Origin of the sequence: Pedobacter sp. SYSU D00535 (assembly GCF_017355855.1) — a bacterium.
GTDB lineage: Bacteria > Bacteroidota > Bacteroidia > Sphingobacteriales > Sphingobacteriaceae > Desertivirga.
In genome coordinates this window covers 76,697-95,997 of the sequence record NZ_JAFEWD010000004.1, presented here as the reverse complement: position 1 = coordinate 95,997, position 19,301 = coordinate 76,697, and the positions used below count along the sequence as shown (strand labels likewise).

Sequence of the window (19,301 nt, the reverse complement as noted above, 5' to 3'; positions counted from 1 at the left end):
CCCAAAGACATATGTCAATGGGTTTACGAAATTTAAATCTATAAGTTTAAAGTTTTGAATTTACATCGAGGCAGTTTAGATCTTCAAATGCTTGTTTCAATCGTTGAACAAAACGCTCCTCCCCTTTCCGTAGCCATACGCGGGGATCATAGTATTTTTTATTTGGAGAATCTTCACCTTCAGGGTTACCAATCTGACTTTGAAGGTACCCCTCTTTGGATTGGTAATAATCCTTAATACCTTCCCAGAATGCCCACTGCATATCTGTGTCAATATTCATCTTAATTGCTCCGTAGGAAATGGCTTCTCTGATTTCTTCCTGAGATGATCCGGAACCACCGTGGAAGACAAAGTTGATCGGCTTTTCTGCCTCTAAACCAAGTTCTTTTTTAATGTAATCCTGAGAGTTTTTCAGAATTACTGGCTGTAATTTAACATTACCAGGTTTGTACACGCCATGCACGTTTCCGAATGCTGCTGCAACTGTAAATCTGTGACTAACAGAGCTTAATTCTTTGTAAGCATAAGCTACTTCCTCTGGCTGTGTATATAATTTTGAGCTGTCTACATCAGAATTATCTACGCCATCTTCTTCCCCTCCGGTTACTCCCAACTCAATTTCGATGGTCATCCCCAACGGCTTCATCCGCTCAAGGTATTTCTTACTAATCTCCAGGTTCTCTTCAATCGGCTCTTCAGAAAGATCAAGCATGTGTGAAGAAAACAGGGGTTTGCCGGTTTGCTGATGAAAGCGCTCTCCATGAGAAAGCATGCCGTCAATCCAGGGCAGAAGCTTCTTGGCCGCATGGTCGGTATGAAGTATTACTGCCACACCGTAATGTTCAGCAAGTAAGTGAACGTGGCGAGCAGCAGATACAGCTCCTAAAATACAAGCCTCAAGTTTCTCATTATTTAGAGACTTTCCTGCATAAAACTGTGCTCCTCCGTTAGATAATTGCACAATTACAGGTGAATTTACAGCCTTGGCAGTCTCCATAACAGCGTTTATCGAATTCGTACCGATAACGTTTACGGCAGGTAGCGCAAACTGATGTTTCTTCGCTTGTTCAAATAATTCCTGAACAGCGTCTCCGTATAAAACTCCTTTGTAATTTTTTAAGTTCATATATAATATTTTCCGTTAGAAAAACCCGAAATTATAAATTTTAGTTTTAGTATAAGTGACAATAGTCATAAAAATAAAAGAGATCAATAATAAAGGAAGGGGTTTCTTAAAAAATTCGTTTATTTGTACCGCTTATTTCCAAAGATATGGCGTGGTTCAAAAGACAGAAAAAAGGAATTATAACTTCTACTGAAGAAAAAAAAGAAGCACCAGACGGCATCTGGAATAAATGTCCGCAGTGTAAGAAGCCCTTACACTATGCAGAACAGGTCGAACACAAGTACGTTTGTCATTATTGCAGCTATCATCTCAGAGTTGGTTCCAAAGAATATTTCTCCATCCTTTTTGACCACAACGAGTTCAATGAACTTTTTGCCAATCTAAAATCCGGTGATCCCCTGTCATTTACGGATTCAAAAAAATACACAGAGAGACTTCAGGAAAGCTATGCAAAAACGGGACTGAACGACGCCATACGATCAGCGCATGGAAAAATAAACGATCAGGATTTAGTGGTTGCATGTATGGACTTCTCCTTTATCGGAGGATCGATGGGCTCGGTGGTGGGAGAAAAAATCGCTCGCTCGATAGATTACTGCCTTGAACACAAACTTCCGTTCCTACTCATTTCTAAATCTGGTGGCGCCAGAATGATGGAAGCGGCATTTTCTCTCATGCAAATGGCTAAAACGTCAGCCAAATTGGCCCTGCTTGCAAAAGCTAAAATTCCTTATATTTCTTTGATGACGGATCCGACCACTGGTGGAGTGACCGCATCTTACGCCATGTTAGGCGATATAAATATTGCAGAGCCTGGGGCGCTGATAGGGTTTGCCGGGCCGCGGGTTATTAAAGAGACCATTAAAAAAGACTTACCCAAAGGATTTCAAACTTCAGAATTTGTTTTGGAGCATGGGTTTCTTGACTTCATTGTAGACAGAAGAGAAATGAAAGAAAAGCTTTCTACTTTTCTGCGTATGATGAAAAACTAATAGCTCGAGCGTTTCTAGCTATTAGTTAGCTCTTGGTAGGCAGCATTGAGACTTCTCTCGATTCCCTGCCCTTTCCATTCGGGAGCGCCGGGAATGGAGGTGGCTTTCAAAATACTTTCCTTGGATTGTCCAGCCTTAATTGCTGCCCCAACAAACTCCAATAATTTCTCCAGGTAGTTCTGGAATGCCTTAAGATCCTCCGCCGTTCCGGTTACTTTTTCGGGATCCAGAGCATGCCCAAAGACAAAAAGGGTGTCCTTGTCAAACTTTTTGATTGTTTTGTCGAGGACTTTGATCCAGCTTCCTATATTAGCTCCTCCAGGTTTATCGATGAAGGGAAAGCGACGATTGAAGACAAGATCTCCCATGTGAACAATATTAGCGCGGCTGAAATGAATGATAGCGTCTCCATTCGTATGCCCTGCTCCGAAATAATAGAGCTTTATATTTTCATCCCCCACCCGAAAATCCATATCATCTTTAAAGGTCTTATTGGGTAGAAACTGCTGGGTTCCAGAACCGGCGCTGGCAGCCTTTTTTAAATGATCCAATGCATTTTGATGAGAAACGACCTGATCTACCATTCCTTTAAAAGCCGAATTACCGGAAGTATGATCGCCGTGATGATGGGTATTGATGAGATATCTGAAAGGCGAGCCTGAAGTTTGTTTCAATTCAGTAATAAGATGAGCAACCGGGTCAGGAAACTGCGAGTCGACCACGACGATTCCATCCTTATTTGCAAGCCATGCTATTGTTCCACCCTGTTCAGTAAATATACCGACGTTATTACGAAGGGGCTTAAATACATAGGCACGGCTAAAAAAATCAGCAAAAGCAGCGTAGTTTAAAGAGGCTAATAAGCCCAGCGAAATGCCTGAAGCTTTCAAAAATTCACGTCTTTCCATTAGTTTTAATTTACAAAAGTAAAAACCCCGATATTATCGGGGCTTCTTTATCTTCCTGTGTTATTTCTGCTACCCAAGTTCGGATCTTTAGCTGTTGAATTGAAATCACTTCGTCTGTCAACCTTTTTCTCGCGTTTCTTCTTCGGCGGATTTATCAACTCCTCGGAAGGAATGTCAGTAGGTGTCTGACCAGTATGATTATGTTTTGGCTTATCGTCGCTCATACTAAAAATCTCCATCAAAACCCTGAACACCCGGCTCGTGACCATACATCCGTCCCGTCTTCCTCTCTGGGTGCCGGGTAGAAAAATCGGTATTCAAATTCGCGGTGCTCGATCCTGTACCATCGCCAGTGGCTGAGTCATCATCTTCGTCATCATCAACACTTAACAGATCATCGTCATCATCGGCCCAGGTTCCCTGATCTTCATCATCATCTGTATCAGGAACAACAGGTATTACATCCGGGTTAGCTATTTCATCATCGTCTTCCATGAAGTCATCATCTTCATCCACGTAATCATCATCGTCTATTGGTGAACTATCCGCTGTGTAAATATCAACTACGTCGTCGTCATCTTCCAGAAACTGGTCGTCATCGTCGAGCAAAAGATCATCTTCATCATCGTCCAGCAAATCATCGTCTTCTTCACCTGGTGCGCGGTAGGAGTTCATGTCTTCTTCATCAACTTCATCCCCGAGAGGGGTAACTTCAGTGTTTTCCCCCAAATCGTCATTGCTGGAGTCAACATCTTCGTCATCCTCAGGGTCCACTGTAAATGTATCCACTCTTAAATCTTCATCTTGAGGAATTAAAAGCTCTTCTTTAAATAATTTCATAGGTATCTAGCTTAAGGTTGTTTTATCAAATAAACACCCGGGCTTACCCTGTTTGTTTCAGTAAAGAGAAAATAAATAAGGTGGGAGAGCTAAAGTAAAGAAGAGCAAATCTCTTTCAGCTTAGCTACTGTAAAGGCGATTTCCTCTTTCGTGTTATACTTACTAAAGGAAAAGCGCACGGCAGGTCGGTTCGGAGATGCACCGATTCCTTCCAAAACGTGAGAACCAATATTAGTACCTGAACTACAGGCACTTCCGCCAGAACAGGAAATTCCTGCAATGTCTAGATTGAACAAGAGCATGTCGGACATTTCCATTTCGGGAAAAGAGACATTCAATACAGTATATAGGCTTTTATCAGCATCAATTTCACCATTGAAACTAATTCCTTCCACCTCCCGCTGCAATTGTTCTATCATGTACGATTTCAGGCCTTGAATATGAGCCCTATGAATATCCATGTCACGATAGGACAGTTCAAGCGCTTTTGCCAAGCCGGCGATACCATATACATTTTCCGTTCCCCCTCGCATATTCCGTTCCTGAGACCCTCCCGAGATCATCGGATTTATCTTGATTGAAGGATTCACATACAGGAACCCTACTCCTTTCGGCCCGTGAAATTTGTGAGCAGCGCAGGTCAGAAAATGGACTTTTAATTTCCGCAAATCATGAGCGTAATGAGCCATAGTTTGCACTGTGTCTGAGTGGAAAATTGCGGAATGCTTTTCACACACCTCCCCTACCGCCTGTAAATCGGTTAAAGTGCCAATTTCGTTGTTCGCTTCCATGAGGGAAACGAAAGACCGTTCATTTTTGCTTAAAAGCTCGTCCAGATGACTAAGGTCAATGTTTCCTCTGCTGTCGGTGCTTACATAACTCAGTTTAATTAAGCCGTTTTTCTCCAACGCCTGTAGCGTATGCAAAACCGCATGATGCTCAATTACTGAAGTGATTGCATGAGTGATTTTATGATCGTTAATAGCAGACCTAATTGCCGTATTGTCGGCTTCAGTCCCGCCTGAAGTAAAAAATATTTCTGCAGGAGAGGCATGTAGAAGCCCCGCAACTGTCTTTCGCGCCTTTTCAACAATAGTACGCACCTCCCGCCCGTGAGCGTGAATTGATGAAGGGTTGCCAAAGCTAGTCTCCATTACCCTGTACATCTCTTTGAGGACATCAGGATCCAGGGGAGTAGTTGCGGCGTTATCGAGATAAATGCGCGACATGAAATCTTGTAATTACAATAATACCAACGAATCCGCACCACAAGTTTGTACAACTTACTGCAGCGCTTTTTCTGTCTCAGATATTATTCAGTTAACTGAAGAATCTCTTTAATATCTGAGATAATTTTATTTGCCAGGTTATTAGCAACCGTTTCAGAGTTACCTTCAGAATAAATCCTGATGATCGGTTCTGTGTTGGACTTACGCAGGTGCACCCACTCTTTATCGAACTCTATTTTTAGGCCGTCAATAGTAGAATGAGGCTGATTTTTATACTTCTCCTGCACTTTCAGCAACAGTCCGTCGATATCCATCTCAGGGGTAAGAGTAATCTTATTTTTAGAAATAAAATAGTTAGGATAGGATGCTCTCAAAGCGGATATAGATTTTCCAAATTTAGCAAGGTGAGTAAGGAAAAGTGCAATCCCAACCAAAGCATCTCTTCCATAATGCGATTCAGGATAAATTACTCCTCCATTTCCTTCTCCGCCAATTACAGCATTTGTTTCCTTCATTTTATTTACCACATTCACCTCTCCTACCGCCGCGGCATTGTAAGCGTTGCCAGTCTTTTCGGTTACATCGCGTAAAGCGCGGGTAGACGACAAGTTGGATACAGTATTGCCCGGAGTATTGCTTAAAACGTAGTCAGCTACGGCAACAAGGGTATATTCTTCGCCAAACATAGAGCCATCTTCACATACAAAGCACAACCGGTCGACATCCGGATCCACAGCTATTCCAAGATGGGCTTTTTTAGCAACTACCTCCTGCGAAAGCGCTATTAGATTTTCCGGCAACGGTTCCGGGTTGTGAGGGAAATGACCGTCTGGCTGGCAATAAAGCTCGTGGATCGTTTCTACACCAAGGGCCTTCAATAAAGCTGGCACAAATATTCCGCCGGTTGAATTTACACAGTCAATTGCAACTTTAAACTTCGCCTTTCTCACCGCGTCCACATCAACCAAAGGCAAAGCCAGAATCTTGTTTATATGTTTGTCGAGATACGTATCGTTGAAGTATATTTTACCAAGCTGGTTCACATCTGAAAACTCAAGATCCAGATTTTCCGCCAGCTCAAGCACTTCCTTCCCATCCTGATCACTAATAAATTCGCCTTTGTGATTCAACAGCTTCAGCGCATTCCACTGCTTAGGGTTATGGCTGGCTGTAATGATAATTCCGCCGCCTGCGTTTTCATCCGGCACTGCCACTTCCACTGTGGGGGTAGTAGATAAACCGAGATCAACCACATCAATTCCAAGGCTTTGGAGTGTACCAGCTACCAAATTCCTAACCATCTCACCCGAAATACGAGCGTCCCGACCTATCACAATTTTACTTTTGCCACTGTTTTGAACCGTCCACTTTCCGAAAGCGGCAGTGAATTTTAGAATATCTACAGGAGTTAGGCCGTTTCCTGGCTTTCCGCCAATAATTCCCCTGATACCTGAAATTGATTTAATAAGCGTCACTTTGAATTTTTTAGGAGTTCAAAAATAAGAATAAAAGCAGAACGGCAAACCGGAAACCAACCAGAAAAGCTTATTTGTATATATTTGCAGCCAATTTAAAATTCTATGTCGCGCAAATGGTATCAAAACTGGTTCAACTCTCCGTACTATCATATCCTCTATCATCAGAGGAATGATGAAGAGGCTGAATTTTTGATTGATAACTTGTGCTCCTTTCTTCAGCCCAACCCACAGTCAAGAATTCTGGATATTGCCTGCGGTCGGGGAAGGCATTCTGTTTATTTGAATAAGAAGGGATACGATGTTACCGGAATTGACCTTTCTCACTCTAACATCAAATTCTCCAAACAGTTTGAGAATGAGAAACTTCACTTCCATGAGCATGACATGCGACATTTGCTGTACATCAACTACTTCGATTTGGCTTTGAATCTCTTTACTAGTTTCGGTTACTTCGAAACAGAACGAGATCACGTCAAGGCGCTAAAGACTTTTCGAAAAGCATTAAAACCGGAGGGAAGATTAGTTCTGGATTACTTCAATACAGAGAAAATTGTAAGAAATCTCACCCGTCAAGAGCTTAAGCTGATTGATGGAATCGATTTCAGCATTGCTAAAAAGGTGGAGAATGGAAAGATCATTAAAAGCATATCTTTTGAGCATAGAAGCAGGGGTTACAATTTCAAGGAAGAGGTCAAAGCGTTTTCCTTCTCAGACTTCGAAAAGTTGTTTAAATTAAGTGGCTTTGAAGTAGAGAACCATTTTGGTGATTATTCACTCAACGCTTTTGATCCCGTTAAATCCGATCGTTTAATTTTTATTTGCAAGAAATCAGATGCTTGAGCAGATCGTTCAGTTAGACCATGAATACTTCCTAGCCATTAACCGTGGCTTGGCAAACCCATTTTTCGACTGGCTAATGCCACTGCTGCGAAATAGGTTCTTATGGTCACCGCTGTATCTTTTCATTGTCGTATTCCTTGTCAGGAATTACAAGAAAACTGGATGGATGTGCACCCTCTTCCTGCTTGTCACTTTTGCAATCAGCGACTTTATGAGCTCTTCGCTTATAAAACCTGCTGTACAGCGCCTGAGACCTTGCAATGAGCCCGGGTTTTATGATGATATCATCACCAGAGTTGCCTGCGGTACTGGTTTCAGTTTCCCCTCCACTCATGCAACCAACCATTTTGCAATCGCGGTTTTCCTGATTGTAATCTTTCAGGAAAAATTCAAATGGGTACTTCCTATTGGAATTCTTTGGGCTTTTAGCATTGCATTTGCACAAGTCTATGTCGGCGTTCACTTTCCGGCTGACGTTACCATCGGCGCACTTCTGGGCAGTATGATCGGTTATATCGTTGCTACTCTTTTTCTCAACTTTCAGCCTGCAACTAAATGGAATTCTGGAAACTGATTATACTATTTGGCAGTTGTCTTGTCGGAGGAGTTGCCGTCTTCTTTTTTCGAAAAGAGAACACCCAGCGGCTAAAACTCATCTTGTCATTCAGCGGCGCTTTTCTCTTTGCCATCACCATTCTGCACCTCATCCCAGAAGTGTATCATGACGGAGATCACGAGATAGGCTTGTATGTACTTGGCGGATTTCTATTCCAGATTCTGCTTGAACAATTTTCGGACGGGATCGAACACGGTCACATGCACAAGCATGCTCATCACCATCACGCATTCCCTTATGGAATCATGATCAGCTTATGCCTGCATGCGTTCCTCGAGGGGATGCCGCTGGCTAGAGGTCCGCAAAATGAACTGTTGTTCGGGATCGCTCTTCACCATATTCCCGCAGCTTTTGCATTAGGAACCGTTTTGGTCCAAAATCACATCAAGAAGACCAGTATTCTGGTGCTCCTGGTCGTTTTCTCATTAATGTCACCGCTGGGCTACCTTCTTAGTGATGCAATTGGCAAAGGTTCTATTGGAAGTATCGATGACTATTTCGACCGGATAATGGGCGTGGTGATCGGAATTTTCCTTCATATTTCAACAACCATTCTTTTCGAATCCAGTGTAGATCACCACTACAACCTCAAAAAATTGATTGCAGTACTGTCGGGTGTAGCTATAGCGCTATTAAATTTCTCGATGCACCTGCACTAGCCTCTGAACTTGTCGAGCAAGTAGTTCAATTGCTTTGCTTCCTCCTGGTCGAGGTTTTGCTTTAGGAAATCAGCGGGGGTAATTATCGGATCGAGCTTTTCGAGCACTTCCAGCCCTTTCCGGGAGATGAAAATGTCTACTGCTCTTCTATCCCTCTGATTTACATTTCGCTCCACAAAACCTTTTTGCACCAGCCGGTCAACAATTCGCGATGCATCAGACATCTTATCAAGCATACGTTCTTTAAGCAAATTTACTGTAGCCGGATTAGGATGCTGTCCTCTTAAAATGCGCAAAATGTTGAATTGCTGCACCGTCAAGTCATACTTCTCTAGATTCTGCTTTAAAAGGGCTGTTACCCAGGAGTGAGTATAAATCACATTGACTAATGCCTTATGATATTCATTCTCGAATTTCGACTGTATCTCCTTCTCTAATTCCATTAATAATCGTTTTGGATGAGGTTTTAATTGATAAGCTGCTTGTGGTTAGTCTATTTCTCTTCTTGTAGCTCCAGGGACAATGTTTACATTCATTTTTACAACAGGTTCCTCTTTTAAGATGATATTCTGATGTAAACACCATCAGTCCATCTCCATTAAAATAGTAATCAATACCCTCCTGAAGCATTAGTTTAAAATTTTCACAGGCAATGTTCCTAAAAAATATTCTTGCAGAAACGTTCCGTCACCATGTAAAGTCCAGATTTCTTTAGGTTTTATCGTTTCTACTGCTTTCAAAATGTCATTCCAATCGGCATGGTCCGAAATGTATAACTCCATGTCATTCCGACTTTGAAGTCTCTTCCATCCGGAGGCAAATGCCCGCAAAACTCCTTTAGCTCTGAAATAACTCTCAAATGTAAGCGGAGGAACGATATAAACAAAGCCTTGATCAGGAAACTTCATCAACTTCCTGTTATAAGGTTCATATTTTCCGGGAGGATACGAAAAGTCTTCATACAGCTTGGTAATAGCTAGCATTGAATGATGCAGCAGCACTTTTCGCTGAGGGCAGTAGCGATTGATGAGATTTACCAACCTCTGAGCTTTGCCTAGTGAATAGGCGCCCAGCAGCACGTTGTGATTAGATTGGTTTAACTTCTCTATTTCCTGCCTCGGATCGGGATGCACAACTGCGGGATTGGCGAAGGTAGTTTCAGTGATCAGAACATCTGCCGTAACCATTTCAGGAGGCTCGCACGTTTCATCTTCCTGCAGTTTAAAGTCGCCGGTGTACAAGTACTTCACATCCCTGTATTCCATCAGGACCATCGCAGACCCAAGAATATGGCCCGCTGAAAAAAAATGCAAACGCACTTCATCCATATTGAATCCCTCTCCAAATCCATGGACAATGAACTCTTTTGCGCATGTCTTCTTTAGGCGTAGCTGCATAATCGCAGCAGTTGCCGAGGTACACAATACAGTGCGATGGCCAGCAACGGCATGGTCGCCGTGAGAGTGAGAAACGACGGCATTGCTTACGGGTAGCTGAGGATCCAAATAGAAATCGCCATACTTGCAATAGAGTCCTTTATCACTCTTTATGATAAAATCAGGTAGAATCATGTTAAATAGTTCCGGAAAGAAAGCGCTGGTGAAGTGTTAGCAATTGTGGGATCAGCAGCTGTCGTTCATCGTTATTCAGAATGAAATCAGCTAGCCGGGCCTTTTCCTCATCAGTCCATTGTCTCGACATTCTCGCCCGCACTTCATCCTTGGTAATGTGATCGCGCGTAGCGACCCGGTGAATGCGAAGTGCTTCCGGAGATTTTACGAGAATAGTTGCATGACAATCTTTATATGATTGGCTTTCAAACAGCAGAGCGGCCTCTTTAATCACATAAACAGAGTCCTGTTTTTCTACCCAGGCATCAAAAGCTCTGAATACTGCGGGATGAACTAAGGCATTCAGCTTCTGCAACTGCTCTTCGTTCCCAAAAACAATCCCAGCAAGGTACCTTCTGTCCAGTACACCGTCTGTTGTGTAACTTTTACTTCCGAAAACTGCTTTGAGGTTCTCAATCAACATCGTATCGGTCTGCATTGCCTGCTTAGCGGCAGCGTCTGCATAAAATACAGGAACACCAAGCAACTCGAAAACCCTGCAGATAGTGGTCTTTCCTGTGCCTATTCCGCCCGTTATCCCAATTTTAATCATTCGGGTAAATTAGAAAATCTACAGTTTGCGGTTCTATTTTCACAAGTTTTGAATGAGCCGGAAATGTGGTAAGATGCACAGGAAGCTGCGAATATCGATGATTAAACCAGCCGTCTAAATTTACAACTGCAGTGATAGAATCGCGCTCAACTTTTGAAAAGTTCCGGAGTGCAGTAAGCAGCGTTAGCTTTACTCTTTCGGGAAGTAGCTTAACATCTGCCCCTCTGTTATTAATCACCTTTAAAGGTACATCTACTACCTTTTCAGTAAACCTGTCAACGGGGACTTCCACCTTCACCTTCTGCGGGAAAATATCGATATTGTTTTTGGGGGAAGAAAGAAACCCAAGCTTCATGTTAATACTAGAGGCTAGATTTTGCAGCCGCAGGGTATCTGTAATCCAAAAAGTGATGCCAGCCACATCTGTTGCTGCCCCGGTTACAATAACAGAATCTGGCGTTACGACAATTGGCCCCGAAACTCCGTAATTTTTTCTAAAAGCAAGCTGGTATAACAATCTCACCGGAACTTTTTTCGTAACTCTTGTTGAGAAATCAAAAAACAAGGTGTCAGGCATTACTGATACAACCTTTTGTTTTCCATGAAACTGCCGGTTGATATCCCGGATTTGCTCGGAAAAGGTGATGTAGTTTCTACTGTTTAAGCTTCTAAGGCTTACGTCAACCGCTGGCGGGTGTTGAAATCTTGAAAAAAGCAGTTGCCATCCAGATCCTTCCACCTTAAAGCTAACCGTATCCTCGTGTAGGGGCTGGTATGCGCGATGTAAAGGTGGGTTGATGAAGTTAATTTTAGTGTCGATTGTATACTCATACCTACCGGACAGTGCAAAGGCTAACCAAGCCATCACCGCTATCATAAGACTGGTAAAAAAGACCGTGAGCCTCCTTCGTTCTATCCTACTTAAAGTCAATACTGGCATACGATCAAAGGTACTTCAGATATTTATAACGAAAAAGAGGCGGAACCTGCGATTTTTGTCAACCAACTTCATAGCAACTGCTTGGAAGAAAATGGTTCATTTAAATCTGAGGTTCGGCCTCTCAGGTCCGGAGACTAGGCTTTGGTACCGTTCGCTGCTTTAGAAGCTTCTAGTGAAACGGCTGATTTGTCGAAACGGATTTTTGTTCCGCTTTCCACTTCCAGAACAAGCGTGGTTTCGTTCAGATCTACAATCCGACCATGGATACCCGCAGTAGTTACCACTTTATCACCTTTTTTAAGAGTTTCAATATACTTCTTATGTTCCTTCGCCTTATTCATCTGAGGCCGGATCATGAAAAAGTAAAACACTATGATAATTAATACCATAGGTAAGAAACTCATTAGTCCGCCACCCGCTGCCTGCAATAAAATTGTTGCTGTCATGTTTGTTCGTTATTATTTACTCTTTGCTTCAACTTCTCCTACAAGGTAAACTTCGGAAGTTGAAGGATTTGCATTACTTGTTATAGTGACTACCTTTCTTTGCATACCAGTTTTGTTAGCAGTATCAAAAACTACTTTAATTGCTGCAGATGCACCGGGTGGGATAGGTTCACGTGGGTAGTCAGGGACGGTACAACCGCAAGTCGCACTAGCATTAGAAATGATTAGCGGCGTTTTGCCTGTGTTGGTGAATTTAAAATCGTACGCCACCTTCTCACCATCAGTCGCCTTGCCGAAGTCATAGGTGTCGTTCTCATATTTAATTACCGGAGCGTTCTCAGCACTCTGCTCTCCGTCTGTAGTAGAAACGCTGCTACTATCTGACTGTTTAGCCTGCTCCTGATTGTTGTTAGAACAAGCATTAAGAAAAAAAGAAACTGCAGCGAATCCTGCTATAATTACTTTCCTCATATTATTTATTCAATTAAACCTCTTCCTGTCTTCCGAACTTTTCCTGCTGCCTTTAACTCAGACAGGATCTTATCTAAAATACCGTTGATAAAGAAATTACTTTTGGGGGTACTGAACTCCTTGGCAATTTCGATGTATTCATTCATGGTAACCTTTACAGGGATCGATGGAAAATGGACCAATTCAGTAATTGCCATTTTCATAAGAAGGATATCGATCAATGCAATCCGCTCAGCCTCCCAGTTCTTTGTTTTTTCTGAAATTAAGCCCTGGTACTCCTCATCAAATGCAATTGTTTTATGAAACAGATTAACAATGAAGTCGCGATCCTCCACCCAGGCTGGACTTATTTGTGCAAGTTTATTATCGTTGGGAACTTCGCTTTGGAAATTGCTGAACGTTTTGGCCAACATCGCTTCAAGCACCTCTTTGTCCACAGGCCAGTTGATAAACTTCTCTTCAAATAGCTGCTCTATGGAAGGCGTTACGCGAATAATCTTCTTGAAGATGTATTTAATGATATCCTTTTCTGCCCTCATGGACTCATCCTGATTAGATAGATATGCCTGATACTCGGGCGCCTCTTTCAACAGATTAAAAATCGTTTTTCCAACCTCAGGATCGAAGCTCCAGGACGTTTTGTACTTCTTAACTGCCGTCTGATACTCCGCATTATCGCGCAAAGCAACAATAAACTTATTAGTATTGAGCTTTAGATTAGTGTTGAGATCTTCCTCAGTAGGTAAGTACTTATTTGCCCGCTCATCTGCATCGATTAGCACATAATCAGCAGTTTCGACAAGCAAAGCCAGCAGCCAGACATACATTTCATATACGTCATCGACACTATCCAGCAGCTTCTTTTCAAAACCTCTCACTTCTCTGTTGTGAGATACATTATAAGCGTATAATGACTGCAATACTTTTACCCTCAGCTGCCTTCTGTTTAACATGTTATAAGAACGATTTATATATACTTTATCCCTTTAATAGGATCCTTTAATCTTTTTAATGTCCGATATGCGCTTCTCAGCAATCATATCAGCTGCTTTATTTGTCGGAATGTTCTCCTCCTTAGACTTCTTCAACACTACGCGGGTAGCCTGATAAATGTTTTCGGCGAGCTGCAATGTCCGTTTTTTACTGTAACCTGATAGCTCTGAGTAGCAATTGATCATCCCCCCTGCGTTAATCAGGTAATCCGGAGCGTACAGAATCCCTTTTTCCAGCAAAAGGCGACCATGTTCATCCTCATCAGCCAATTGATTGTTCGCAGATCCAGCGATGATCGCACATTTCATTTTTGGTATCGTCTCCGAATTTACGGTTGCTCCCAAAGCACATGGCGCATAAATATCAAACTCCAGATCGAAAATACTATTGTTTGCGATAGCTTGTGCTCCGTATTTTTTAGCGATCTGTGCTACCCTTTCTTCATTGATGTCGCTTACGTAAACTTTTGCATTTTCATCTCTGAGCAGATGCACCAGGTTTTCTCCCACATGGCCGATTCCCTGCACAGCTACCGACCGTCCGGCAAGTGTATCAGTTCCATAAAGTTCTTTTACACATGCTTTTATTCCCATCAATACGCCTTTGGCTGCTATCGGCGACGGATCACCGCTTCCTCCCAAAGAAACTGGCACGCCAGTTACATATTCCGTCTCCATACGGATGTACTCCATATCGCGGGTGCTCGTTCCTAGATCTTCTGCCGTAATGAATGAGCCGTTGAGGTTTTTGATGAATCGACCATAGCGGCGCATCAGCGCCTCTGTTTTATCAGTACGGCTGTCGCCTATAATGACTGCCTGTCCTCCGCCCAAATTTAAGCCGCTGATAGCAGCCTTGTAGGTCATCGTTCTTGAAAGTCTAAGCACGTCTTTTAAAGCCTCTGCCTCGCTTCTGTACTTCCACATCCTTGTTCCACCCAGGGCGGGGCCCAGTGTGGTGTCATGAACGGCAATAATTGCTTTTAATCCGGTATCTTCGTCACTGCAGAAAAGAACTTTCTGGTGGCTGCACTTACTAAGTTCATAAAAAACAGAACCTTCTTCAAAAACCTTTGACGACATATTTCGACAGGACTTGTGCGGGCAAAAGTACTAAAATTCTATAGAACAAAGACAGGCCGCCAAAGGTATCTAAACATAAATCTTTAGCTTTGCGACAATCAGGTTCAAAATGAAGCATCTGGCTTACCTCAATAAATTCTTCTACAAATATCGCTGGCGATTGCTACCGGGGATCCTTTTCGTTATCATTTCGAACGTGTTTGGTGTGCTTCCCGGCCGGGTTATCGCTCTAGCGTTCAACCTGGTAAGTGAAAATATTAGTGTCTATCTGTTATTTGCTGGTTTCGATCGTCAGGCTATCGTATACGACTTGCTTAGTCAAAGTCTCCTATTTTTCGGCCTGACCGTTTTGATACTTTCCCTCCTCCGGGGGATTTTTCTTTTTTTCATGCGGCAGACCATCATCCTGATGTCCCGGCATATCGAATACGACCTGAAGAATGAAATCTACCAGCACTACCAGGAACTTTCCATGAGTTTTTACCGGCGGAACAATACGGGCGATCTCATGAATCGTGCAACTGAAGATGTAAGTCGCGTTAGAATGTATGTTGGTCCGGCTATCATGTACGCTATCAACACGCTGGTACTTTTCTTATTGGTAATTATCGTGATGCTGAATGTCAATGTCAGACTTACGATCTACAGCGTATTGCCGCTGCCCATACTAGCCTTCACTATCTATTACGTACATAACCTTATCAGTGATCGAAGTGAGCGAATTCAGGAACGGCTGTCCGCTCTATCAAACTTTGTACAAGAAAATTTTTCAGGCATAAGGGTCATAAAATCATACGGACGAGAGGAAGATGTGCGGGAAAAGTTTGCTGCGGAAAGCGAGGAGTATAAGAAAAGTTCGCTGTCGCTTGTCCAGGTCCAGGCCTTGTTCTACCCACTAATGCTCTTGCTTATTGGTGTCAGTACTATATTAACCGTTTATGTAGGCGGGCTCGAAGTAATTCGCGGAACTATTACTGCGGGAAATATTGCTGAATTTATTGTGTATGTAACGCAACTTACCTTCCCGGTGATGTCTTTAGGTTGGGTAACTTCCCTGGTGCAAAGAGCTGCAGCCTCGCAAAAGCGCATAAACGAATTTCTACACACGCAGCCCGACATTATTTCTCCAGATACTGAGGAGCTTCAACTCAGAGGATCCATCGAATTTCGGAATGTAACCTTCATTTATCCTGATACCGGAATTAAAGCCCTCGATAATGTCTCTTTTAAAGTAAATCCCGGAGAATTTCTGGCAATAATTGGCCGCACGGGATCTGGAAAATCTACCATCGCGAACTTGCTATTACGGATGTATGATGTAACAGAAGGACAAATCCTGATAGATGGTAAGCCTATTAAGGACCTGAACCTGAACAGCTATAGAAGTCAGACTGGCTTTGTGCCTCAGGAAGTATTTCTGTTCTCCGATACGATCGCAAATAACATTGCTTTCAGCCAGGCGAAGATTGACCGTGCTGAAGTTGAACAGGCAGCTAAAGATGCAGCGGTATACAGCAACATCGTCGAATTTGATAAGGGGTTTGAAACGCTAATCGGCGAACGAGGAATTACGCTTTCCGGAGGACAGAAGCAACGGATTTCTATCGCCCGGGCATTAATAAAAAAACCACAGCTGCTTATCCTGGATGACTGCCTCTCTGCCATTGATACAAAAACAGAAGAAGAAATATTATCCAACTTGGGTAGAAACATGCATGATAAAACAAGTATTCTGATTGCGCACCGGGTTTCCACAATAAAAAATGCAGATAATATATTGGTTCTGGAGGAGGGTAAGATCATAGAAGAAGGGAATCACGAGGAGCTGATGTCAAAAAAAGCGGCTTATATGAAATTGTATGAAAAACAATTACTTGAGGAGCAACAATTGGAGAGTATATAGATGTTGCAACAAGAAAATTGTTTTTTGAAGTTTAAAAATTATTACTTTATATTTACCGCAAGCAAACTTTAACTATAACATGGGAGATTTTGAAAACAAAGAGAGAGAAGAGGTTTTTTCAAAAAAGGTAAGAGCCGGAAAGCGCACCTATTTTTTCGATGTAAAGTCAACACGTTCAAATGACTACTACATTACCGTAACAGAGAGCAAAAAGCGTTTAGAAGACGGCGTTTTTGTAAAACATAAGATTTTCTTATACAAAGAGGATTTCGAAAAATTCTCTGAAGGATTGAAAGACACTGTAGATTATATCAAAGCTCATCAGGATGTTGTAGAAAAGAGATATGAATTCAGCGAAAACGGCATTGAGACGGCAAAAGCTGAAGACGACTTTTCATTCGATATATAACTCTATATAACCTGAAATAAAGATTTTCAACCATTCCGGCTTCCCGGGATGGTTTTGTTTTTTATACGCCAGCCGCAGTCACTATTTTCATATCTTTGCCAAAAATTTTCAAACTATGGAAGCTTTATCTCAAGATGAAAATTTCCTTGGCTTGCCTGATGAATCAATTTATGCCTATGACAAAAGCAAAGTTGTAATTCAGCAAGTACCATACGAGCATACTTCTTCTTACTTGCAGGGATCAGCAAAAGGACCAGAAGCTATCGTAAAAGCATCTGCTTTCGTAGAGTGCTACGATGAGGAGTTGGACGCAGAGGTGGTAGAAAAAGTAGGAATATCCACCCTTCCTCCTATCAGCTTTGAAGGAAAGGTGGATGCAGAGGCAGTCGCGCTCATCGAAGAAAACACAGAACGGCTCTTGAACGACGATAAGTTTGTGATATCCCTAGGTGCTGAACACACCGTCACTCTTGGCTTCGTAAAAGCTTTTATAAAGAAATACCCCAAATTAACTGTACTGCAGATCGATGCCCACTCAGATCTTCGATACAGCTATCATGACAATATTTATTCGCATGCTTCAGTAATGGCAAGGGTCCACGAACTTGGTGTTACAATATGTCAGGCCGGTATTCGTGCCCAATGCAAAGAAGAAGCACAATTAATAAAAGAGTCGGAAAACATTCACACATTCTACGCTCATCAAATTCGGCGCAACCCACTCTGGATGGATGAAATTATCGCGCCCATGAGTAACGATGTTTATATTACCATTGATGCTGATGGCTTTGACCCTTCTATTATACCGGCAGTAGGAACTGCTGAGCCGAACGGCTTGTTCTGGACAGAAACACTGGAGCTTTTGAAAAGAGTCTGCAAAGAAAGGAATGTAGTAGGTTTTGATGTGGTTGAATGCGCACCGATAGAGGGTAGCATCCTGTCTGAATATACGCTGGCAAAACTAGTGTACAAGCTAATTGGCTACAAGTTTAGTGGGCAGTAATATGTCCTTCAAGAAAATTCAAATTCGAAAATCGTAAAAAATAGATGGCTTTACAATGTGGAATTGTTGGATTACCGAACGTAGGTAAATCAACACTTTTTAACTGTTTATCAAATGCAAAAGCACAGGCGGCGAACTTTCCGTTCTGTACTATTGAACCTAATGTTGGAGTAATCACAGTTCCGGATGAACGTTTAAACAAGCTCGCCGAGCTTGTTAAACCTCAAAAAATAGTTCCAAATACAATTGAAATTGTTGATATAGCCGGGCTGGTGAAGGGCGCTAGTAAAGGCGAAGGACTAGGTAACCAATTCTTAGGCAACATCCGTGCTACCAATGCAATTATCCATGTTCTGCGTTGCTTTGATGACGGAAATGTGGTACACGTTGATGGTTCTGTGGATCCTATCCGTGATAAAGAAATTATCGATACAGAGCTTCAGCTAAAGGACCTTGATACTGTCGACAAGCGTATCCAGAAGGTCGAAAAGATGGCAAAAACGGGTGGTGACAAAAACGCGAAAAAAACCTTCGAGATATTAAGCGTGGTTAAGAGTCATTTGGAATCTGGAAGGTCTGTCCGCACAGCCCCTATTAGCCAGGAAGATCAGGAATTTATTGCAGAACTAAGTTTGCTAACCTCCAAGCCGGTTCTTTATGTTTGCAACGTAGACGAAGCTTCGGTGAACACAGGCAATGCGTACGTAGATCAGGTAAGAGAAGCAGTGAAAGACGAAAGCGCGGAAGTGCTTGTGATCTCTGCAAAAATAGAATCAGAAATCGCCGAGCTCGAGAGTTACGAAGAACGTCAAATGTTCCTGGCTGACCTAGGCTTAGATGAGTCTGGAGTCGCAAAGCTTATCAGGGCGGCTTACAGGCTACTGGATCTTTACACTTATTTTACAGCCGGCGTGCAGGAAGTCCGTGCCTGGACAATCACTAAAGGCTTTACTGCCCCTCAGGCAGCCGGCGTTATTCACACGGATTTTGAGAAAGGATTTATCCGTGCCGAGGTGATTAAGTACGATGACTTTATTAACTACGGATCAGAAGCAGCATGCAAAGAAGCCGGAAAACTAAGCGTTGAGGGTAAAACCTACGTAGTGGAAGACGGTGATATTATGCACTTTAGATTCAACGTATAACAGTAAAAATTCCAACGAACAAAGCAGTTGCGATTAGCAGCTGCTTTGTTTGCCTCTT

Annotated in this window: 23 protein-coding genes; 8 read left to right on the top strand and 15 right to left on the bottom strand. The window is 42.5% G+C overall.

Going from position 1 to position 19,301, the window contains the following annotated elements; all coding sequences use genetic code 11:
- Nucleotides 1-46 precede the first annotated feature (46 nt).
- Nucleotides 47-1,126, bottom strand: a complete 1,080-nt coding sequence (gene fbaA / locus J4N23_RS10955; protein WP_207427245.1) for a class II fructose-bisphosphate aldolase — start codon at nucleotides 1,124-1,126, stop codon at nucleotides 47-49.
- 146 nt (nucleotides 1,127-1,272) lie between these two features.
- Here fbaA and accD point away from each other — a divergent pair, with 146 nt between their 5' ends.
- Complete coding sequence (accD, locus tag J4N23_RS10950) at nucleotides 1,273-2,118, top strand: acetyl-CoA carboxylase, carboxyltransferase subunit beta (protein WP_207427244.1); 846 nt, start codon at nucleotides 1,273-1,275, stop codon at nucleotides 2,116-2,118.
- A gap of 14 nt (nucleotides 2,119-2,132) precedes the next feature.
- Here the strand turns inward: accD and J4N23_RS10945 are convergent, their stop codons facing one another.
- The 5 genes from J4N23_RS10945 to glmM form a co-directional block, all read right to left on the bottom strand.
- The gene (locus J4N23_RS10945; RefSeq protein ID WP_207427243.1) at nucleotides 2,133-3,026 is read right to left on the bottom strand and encodes an MBL fold metallo-hydrolase; all 894 of its coding nucleotides are present in this window, start codon (nucleotides 3,024-3,026) and stop codon (nucleotides 2,133-2,135) included.
- A gap of 47 nt (nucleotides 3,027-3,073) precedes the next feature.
- Nucleotides 3,074-3,250, bottom strand: a complete 177-nt coding sequence (locus J4N23_RS10940; protein WP_207427242.1) for a hypothetical protein — start codon at nucleotides 3,248-3,250, stop codon at nucleotides 3,074-3,076.
- A gap of 1 nt (nucleotide 3,251) precedes the next feature.
- Nucleotides 3,252-3,866: a hypothetical protein gene (locus J4N23_RS10935; RefSeq protein WP_207427239.1), complete on the bottom strand. Its 615-nt coding sequence runs from the start codon at nucleotides 3,864-3,866 to the stop codon at nucleotides 3,252-3,254.
- 89 nt (nucleotides 3,867-3,955) lie between these two features.
- Nucleotides 3,956-5,095, bottom strand: a complete 1,140-nt coding sequence (locus tag J4N23_RS10930; protein WP_207427237.1) for a cysteine desulfurase family protein — start codon at nucleotides 5,093-5,095, stop codon at nucleotides 3,956-3,958.
- An 83-nt stretch (nucleotides 5,096-5,178) separates the two neighbouring features.
- Nucleotides 5,179-6,570: a phosphoglucosamine mutase gene (gene glmM, locus J4N23_RS10925; RefSeq protein ID WP_207427235.1), complete on the bottom strand. Its 1,392-nt coding sequence runs from the start codon at nucleotides 6,568-6,570 to the stop codon at nucleotides 5,179-5,181.
- Between the two features lie 105 nt (nucleotides 6,571-6,675).
- On the opposite strand from glmM, the gene J4N23_RS10920 reads away from it, so the two are divergent.
- Genes J4N23_RS10920 through J4N23_RS10910 form a run of 3 tightly spaced genes read left to right on the top strand, consistent with a single transcriptional unit; the run spans nucleotide 6,676 to nucleotide 8,688 of the window.
- Nucleotides 6,676-7,413: a cyclopropane-fatty-acyl-phospholipid synthase family protein gene (locus J4N23_RS10920; protein ID WP_207427233.1), complete on the top strand. Its 738-nt coding sequence runs from the start codon at nucleotides 6,676-6,678 to the stop codon at nucleotides 7,411-7,413.
- The gene (locus J4N23_RS10915; protein WP_207427231.1) at nucleotides 7,406-7,987 is read left to right on the top strand and encodes a phosphatase PAP2 family protein; all 582 of its coding nucleotides are present in this window, start codon (nucleotides 7,406-7,408) and stop codon (nucleotides 7,985-7,987) included. The genes J4N23_RS10920 and J4N23_RS10915 overlap by 8 nt, the downstream gene beginning before the upstream one ends.
- Complete coding sequence (locus J4N23_RS10910) at nucleotides 7,969-8,688, top strand: ZIP family metal transporter (RefSeq protein ID WP_207427230.1); 720 nt, start codon at nucleotides 7,969-7,971, stop codon at nucleotides 8,686-8,688. Before J4N23_RS10915 ends, J4N23_RS10910 begins: the two co-directional genes overlap by 19 nt.
- Here the strand turns inward: J4N23_RS10910 and J4N23_RS10905 are convergent.
- From J4N23_RS10905 to J4N23_RS10865, 9 genes are all read right to left on the bottom strand, one after another.
- Nucleotides 8,685-9,131, bottom strand: coding sequence for a MarR family winged helix-turn-helix transcriptional regulator (locus tag J4N23_RS10905; RefSeq protein ID WP_207427228.1), 447 nt, complete (start codon nucleotides 9,129-9,131; stop codon nucleotides 8,685-8,687). The genes J4N23_RS10910 and J4N23_RS10905 overlap by 4 nt on opposite strands.
- Entirely contained in the window at nucleotides 9,091-9,318 is a 228-nt protein-coding gene (locus tag J4N23_RS10900; protein WP_207427227.1) for a DUF5522 domain-containing protein, read from the bottom strand. The genes J4N23_RS10905 and J4N23_RS10900 overlap by 41 nt, the downstream gene beginning before the upstream one ends.
- Nucleotides 9,318-10,259, bottom strand: a complete 942-nt coding sequence (locus tag J4N23_RS10895) for an exonuclease (protein WP_207427226.1) — start codon at nucleotides 10,257-10,259, stop codon at nucleotides 9,318-9,320. Before J4N23_RS10895 ends, J4N23_RS10900 begins: the two co-directional genes overlap by 1 nt.
- Before the next feature lies 1 nt (nucleotide 10,260).
- Nucleotides 10,261-10,851 (bottom strand): dephospho-CoA kinase, encoded by a 591-nt coding sequence (gene coaE / locus J4N23_RS10890; protein ID WP_207427225.1) that lies wholly within the window; start codon nucleotides 10,849-10,851, stop codon nucleotides 10,261-10,263.
- Entirely contained in the window at nucleotides 10,844-11,791 is a 948-nt protein-coding gene (locus J4N23_RS10885; protein ID WP_207427224.1) for a YbbR-like domain-containing protein, read from the bottom strand. Before J4N23_RS10885 ends, coaE begins: the two co-directional genes overlap by 8 nt.
- Nucleotides 11,792-11,925: 134 nt before the next feature.
- Entirely contained in the window at nucleotides 11,926-12,237 is a 312-nt protein-coding gene (gene yajC / locus J4N23_RS10880; RefSeq protein WP_207427223.1) for a preprotein translocase subunit YajC, read from the bottom strand.
- Nucleotides 12,238-12,249: 12 nt separating this feature from the next.
- Nucleotides 12,250-12,708 carry a DUF1573 domain-containing protein gene (locus J4N23_RS10875; RefSeq protein WP_207427220.1) on the bottom strand — a complete coding sequence of 153 codons (459 nt, stop codon included), beginning with the start codon at nucleotides 12,706-12,708 and terminating at the stop codon, nucleotides 12,250-12,252.
- 5 nt (nucleotides 12,709-12,713) lie between these two features.
- The gene (gene nusB, locus J4N23_RS10870) at nucleotides 12,714-13,661 is read right to left on the bottom strand and encodes a transcription antitermination factor NusB (RefSeq protein WP_207427219.1); all 948 of its coding nucleotides are present in this window, start codon (nucleotides 13,659-13,661) and stop codon (nucleotides 12,714-12,716) included.
- Between the two features lie 33 nt (nucleotides 13,662-13,694).
- Complete coding sequence (locus tag J4N23_RS10865; protein ID WP_207427218.1) at nucleotides 13,695-14,783, bottom strand: Glu/Leu/Phe/Val dehydrogenase; 1,089 nt, start codon at nucleotides 14,781-14,783, stop codon at nucleotides 13,695-13,697.
- A gap of 109 nt (nucleotides 14,784-14,892) precedes the next feature.
- Here J4N23_RS10865 and J4N23_RS10860 point away from each other — a divergent pair, with 109 nt between their 5' ends.
- From J4N23_RS10860 to ychF, 4 genes are all read left to right on the top strand, one after another.
- Nucleotides 14,893-16,686: an ABC transporter ATP-binding protein gene (locus J4N23_RS10860; protein ID WP_207427217.1), complete on the top strand. Its 1,794-nt coding sequence runs from the start codon at nucleotides 14,893-14,895 to the stop codon at nucleotides 16,684-16,686.
- Nucleotides 16,687-16,765: 79 nt separating this feature from the next.
- Entirely contained in the window at nucleotides 16,766-17,095 is a 330-nt protein-coding gene (locus J4N23_RS10855) for a DUF3276 family protein (RefSeq protein ID WP_207427216.1), read from the top strand.
- A gap of 115 nt (nucleotides 17,096-17,210) precedes the next feature.
- The gene (gene speB, locus J4N23_RS10850; RefSeq protein WP_207427215.1) at nucleotides 17,211-18,098 is read left to right on the top strand and encodes an agmatinase; all 888 of its coding nucleotides are present in this window, start codon (nucleotides 17,211-17,213) and stop codon (nucleotides 18,096-18,098) included.
- A 44-nt stretch (nucleotides 18,099-18,142) separates the two neighbouring features.
- The gene (gene ychF, locus J4N23_RS10845) at nucleotides 18,143-19,243 is read left to right on the top strand and encodes a redox-regulated ATPase YchF (RefSeq protein ID WP_207427214.1); all 1,101 of its coding nucleotides are present in this window, start codon (nucleotides 18,143-18,145) and stop codon (nucleotides 19,241-19,243) included.
- Nucleotides 19,244-19,301: the final 58 nt, after the last annotated feature.